The sequence below is a fragment of the Lacticaseibacillus pantheris DSM 15945 = JCM 12539 = NBRC 106106 genome, assembly GCF_001591865.1.
GTDB lineage: Bacteria > Bacillota > Bacilli > Lactobacillales > Lactobacillaceae > Lacticaseibacillus > Lacticaseibacillus pantheris.
On the sequence record NZ_BCVS01000141.1, the window covers coordinates 1 to 4,814 of the forward strand.

At 51.4% G+C, this 4,814-nt stretch carries 4 protein-coding genes; 1 reads left to right on the forward strand and 3 read right to left on the reverse strand.

All coding sequences use genetic code 11. The annotated features are described in order from the left end of the window. Positions 1-507: 507 nt before the first annotated feature. Complete coding sequence (locus LPA02S_RS10665; RefSeq protein ID WP_056956205.1) at positions 508-2,052, reverse strand: ABC-F family ATP-binding cassette domain-containing protein; 1,545 nt, start codon at positions 2,050-2,052, stop codon at positions 508-510. Positions 2,053-2,285: 233 nt separating this feature from the next. On the opposite strand from LPA02S_RS10665, the gene lepB reads away from it, so the two are divergent. Further along, the gene (lepB, locus tag LPA02S_RS10670; RefSeq protein WP_225355003.1) at positions 2,286-2,912 is read left to right on the forward strand and encodes a signal peptidase I; all 627 of its coding nucleotides are present in this window, start codon (positions 2,286-2,288) and stop codon (positions 2,910-2,912) included. 58 nt (positions 2,913-2,970) lie between these two features. Here lepB and dsdA read toward each other — a convergent pair whose 3' ends face one another. Beyond that, complete coding sequence (gene dsdA, locus LPA02S_RS10675; protein ID WP_056956203.1) at positions 2,971-4,275, reverse strand: D-serine ammonia-lyase; 1,305 nt, start codon at positions 4,273-4,275, stop codon at positions 2,971-2,973. A gap of 330 nt (positions 4,276-4,605) precedes the next feature. After that, positions 4,606-4,814 (reverse strand): hypothetical protein (locus LPA02S_RS11840; RefSeq protein ID WP_225355004.1); only part of this gene is annotated, 209 nt, incomplete at its 5' end.

The following is a 4,814-nucleotide window of genomic DNA, read 5'->3' on the forward strand; positions in this document are numbered from 1 at the left end:
TGAACGGTTGATTTCTCAACCGGACAACTTTTATATCATACTGCCATTGACAATCAATGTCAACAACTTTTTTCATAACCTTGTTGAACTTCGCGGCGAGTAATGCGTTACCGCTCCGACACAACTTAATTAGTATATCAATTTGTGCTAACCAAGTCCAGAACTTTCGGAGAAAAAATGAAATTTTCTTTAGCGGGTAACGATAACTCTTTCAACAAATAAAAGTTACCAATCCGCGTCCCTTAAGGGCTGTCTCTCGAAGAGCACGAAAACTATTATCTCTAAAATGGGGCCTCACGTCAACAACTTTCTGTAAAACAACAGCATTTACCATTTGCGGTTGCATGAATCGACACTAGGGGCATCGCGCAGTCGCGACCACCACGCCTTCTAGCCACCGTATCAGCGCAATCATATCCCAACCCAATAAAAACAAACGGGGCGTGCGTCAAGCGATTAATTTCGCCTAACGTACACCCCACTACTACTACTAGCAACAAACCCGGACTAATCGACCCTTAAGTCCGCAATGTTGACGCGCCGGTCTACCCACGAGTCATCGTAAAAGCCCTCTTCGTGAGAGACCAAGATTACGGCACCCGGATATTCAATGAGCGCACGCCGCAACGCCGCTTTGGTATCATCATCTAAATGGTTGGTCGGTTCATCCATGATGAGCATGTTGGTTGTCTGCATCATCAGGTCCGCAATCTTCACCTTGGACTGTTCCCCACCAGAAAGTAACGTCAACGGCTTATCCACGTCTTCACGCGTTAACGCTGTTCGGCTCAGCACTTGCCGCAGCGTGCGTTGAGTGGCTGCTGGGTACTTACTCATCATGAACTGCAGTGGTGTCTGCTTGGGCACATCCCAACGCAGTTCCTGTTCAAAGTAGCCCACCATCACGTTTTGAGCAATATCGACCGTGCCGCCCAGTGCCGGCAGCTTGCCGAGTATTGTCTTCAGTAAGGTAGACTTCCCCACACCGTTAAATCCTTCCAATGCCATCACTTCATCGTGACTCAAAGTAAAGTTCATCGGCTGCAGCAGCGGCTGATCGTAGCCCACACTCAAATCGGTCACGTCCAGCAGCACCTGGCTGTTCTGTTCAATGAAGGGAAAAGCAAATTTGGCCTTCGCGCGGTTACCTGGTGGCGTCAACCGCTCCATATGCGACAACTGCTTCTCCCGGCTCTTAGCCGACTTACTACGACTACCGGCCTTAAATTTACGGATGTACGCCTCCGTCTTCTGAATCTGCGCCTGCTGCTTGTTAAAAGCCTTCATATAAGTTTCCTTATTGGCTTCCTTCTGCCGCATGGCCTGGTGCAGACTCCCCGTATACTTCGTGATGGTCGCAAACTCAATATCCAATATCGCGTTGGTGACCTGCTCCAAAAAATCAAAGTCATGGGAGATAACGATAAAGGCGCCCTCGAACTCCTGCAACCAATCGGCTAACCATTCAATATGCGATTTATCGAGGTAATTAGTCGGTTCGTCCAGTAAAAGCATGTCTGGCTCTTCCAATAGTAGCTTCGCCAAAATAATCTTCGACCGCTGCCCCCCAGACAGTTGGTCCACTGGGTGATCCAACCCGATGGCCGTGAGCCCGAGACCACTCGCTACGGTCTCAATCCTGGTATCAAGGTTATAGAAGTCGGCTGCCTCCAACTCTTGTTGTAGCGTGCCCGCCTTAGCCAGCAACTCATCATCCGGATTAGTGGCATAGTCAGCATAAATTGCGTTCACCTTGTCCGCTTTGGCGTAGAGTTCTGCAAATGCGGTTTGCAAAAAGGCCATGATGGTCTGGCCGGGAGCCAAATTCGCGTACTGGTCCAGATAGCCCACATTTAGGTGCTTCTGCCAAACAATCTTACCGTCGTCTGGCGTCACCTGACCCGTGAGAATCTTAATCAGCGTACTCTTACCGGCCCCGTTTTGACCGACCACGCCCAGGTGGTCCTCCTTATTAACCTGAAAGTTCGCGTCCGTATACAATTGCTTGTCTACAAACTGCTGGGATAGTCCCGTTACCGTTAGAATACTCACCTGTCAGACCCTCTTTTTTCTATATAAAAGGGGCGCATTATGCTGCGCCCACCGTTCAACTCAACGATTCACGCTACCACAGTCCACCTGGTGCGTCAATTTATCCGTCCAGTTCACCCGCACACACGCCTATCCTTTTTGTGCTCCTTTGCGTCACTCTTAACCGACCAAAAAACATTTTCTATCGTTATAGTATGCTAAAATTAGGTATCAAACGAGTGGAGGCTAGAATCTTGGAACCTACGGAAAATAAGAGTGGGAGCACCTGGCGCTGGGTACTAGAGCTAGTCGTGCTCTTTGCGGCAGTTTTTATCATCACCCAGCTATTGATGACCTATGTTATTAGCAAAGATGAAGTCCAGGGTGCATCCATGGAACCAGGGCTGCAACAAGACGACCGCCTCATTTCATTGCGGCACAAGCAAATCAAGCGGAACGACATCGTGGTCGTTTACGCGCCGGACGCTACCGACAGCAAAACCGGCAAACCCGAACTGTACATAAAACGGGTTATCGGTATGCCTGGAGACACGGTCCAAAGTAAAAACGACCACCTCTACATCAACGGCAAGTTGGTCAAACAGCCGTACCTCAATAAGAAGTTTATGCAAAAGGAAATCAAAACTATTGCCCAGCAAGAGGGTTTGGACGCCAGCAAGGTCAAGTTCACCTACGACTTCACCTTGAAAACGCTGAAGAGCACTCACCGGTCAACGGTACCCAAGGGCGAATACTTCGTCATGGGTGATAACCGGATTATTTCTCACGACGGGCGGGCATTCGGCTTCCTCAAGCGGAGCCAAATTCAATCCGTTGTGGTCATGCGGTACTGGCCACTAAGTAAGTTCAAGTTCTACTAGATTGCCAATAAAAAATCACCCTCGGCCCAATTGGACTGAGAGTGATTTTTTTATGCCATTATTTACGTTCCAGGATGGCTTTGCCCAAAGCATAATTGCGTTCATGCTCACTAGCTGGCATCAGCATCCCCCCGGTTGCCCACACGATGTGGTTGGCGTGCGCCATCGGGTAGCGACTCGCTAAATATGGCTGTGCCATCCGTACCGCCGCAAAGCCGGCCGTAGCACTTGGCTCCAGCTGCATCTGCTGGGTATCCATCATCTCCGCCGTATAGGCCAGCACGCGGTCGTCATCAAACGTGGCGATTCCCTGCAAAATGGTGCGCAGGACGTGCCCGGCTAGCCGCGACGGCCGACCAACTGCTAAACCATCGGCTTCGGTCAGACCATCCAGGCCAATATCGTAAACCGAGATATCCTCGTTCATACCCGTGGCCATCCCCAGCACCACGGATGGAACGTGGGTCGGTTCGGCAAAGATGGCGTGGACGTTCGGCCCCAGGATGGTCTTCAGCCCAAAGGTGGTGCCACCCGGTGAGCCCCCAACGCCCGCTGGCAGGTAAACAAACAGGGGGTGATCCTCATCCACGGGAATTCCCTGGTCGTGTAACTGCTTTTGCAGACGAATTGCGGCCACACCGTACCCGAGGAAAAGGTCGGTACTACCCTCGTCGTCGATGAAGAAGACGGACGGGTCAGCCGCAGCCAACTTACGGCCAGTATTAATGGCCTTGGTAAAGCTCCCATCGTACTCCACCACGTTCACACCTTTGCTCCGCAGTTTGTCCTTCTTCCACTGCTTAGCATCGTGCGACATGTGGACGGTGGTGTTAAAACCAAGTTGCGCAGCCACAATCCCGATTGACAGACCGAGATTACCGGTTGAACCCACGGCAATGCCGTAATGACTAAACAGTTCGCGGAATTCTGGTTCATTCAACTTGGCGTAGTTATCCGCATACGCCAGCATCCCGTGATCTATCGCTACAGTCTCGGCAATTTTCAACACTTCGTAAATGCCACCACGCGACTTGATCGAACCGGAAATAGGCAACTCGTTGTCCGCCTTCAGGTACAGATCACCCGGAAGGTCGTAACCCTCACGTTGGGTCACGTGTTCTTGCATTGCACGGATGCGGTACAGTGGGGATTCGAGAATCCCATCGGTAGCAGCGGTCTCCGGAAACGCCACGGCCATGTACGGGCCAAAGCGGTGATACCGTGCCTCCGCGTCAAACAAATCTTCCTTGGTCAACGGCAGCTCGGCGACGTCGCCGTATTCCGGGTTCACCCACATTGTCTCCCGTTCGGCCGCCAAATCGGCCACAACCGGGTACTGCGCAATCAAATCCTTTAGTTCCATTACACTTAGCCTTTCTGTTTCCCCAATAATTGGCGGAACTCCGCGGGGCTCCGCTCTGTTCCCTAGTCGAGCTGCACATGGCAAAAACCTCCGTGTAACCCACTTGGACAATGAAGCCAAAACCGGGCTTCGCCGCCCAAGCACGTTACACTACGGTTTCTGAACGCCATGCTCCGCTCTGTTCCCTTAGTCGAGCTTCTCCCCGCAAAAGTCGCCGTGTAAGTCACACCATACACAAAGCCAAAACCCGACTTTCTGGCCGGTGTACCTTACACTCTGACTTTTAACCGCGGGGCTCCGCTCTGTACAAAAATAGACCACACACATGGCCTATTCTGCATTAACTGTTGGTATTTTCGCAACCCCTAATGTCAGGTTATCAGTATATACGTGAAAAGTCGGACCAAAACTTACGATCATCGTTAGGTGATCGGGGGTAGTTGGAACCCAACCGATGTAGATGCCATCGGGTACTGAGACGCCGAACCCGGAACGGTAAACATCTACCGTTGGTCGTACTGGCGTGGTGGTGGAGGTTG

Coding starts and splice junctions, on each gene's coding strand:
- dsdA (WP_056956203.1), bottom strand. CDS start 4,275: ATGGAACTAAAGGATTTGATTGCGCAGTACCCGGTTGTGGCCGATTTG.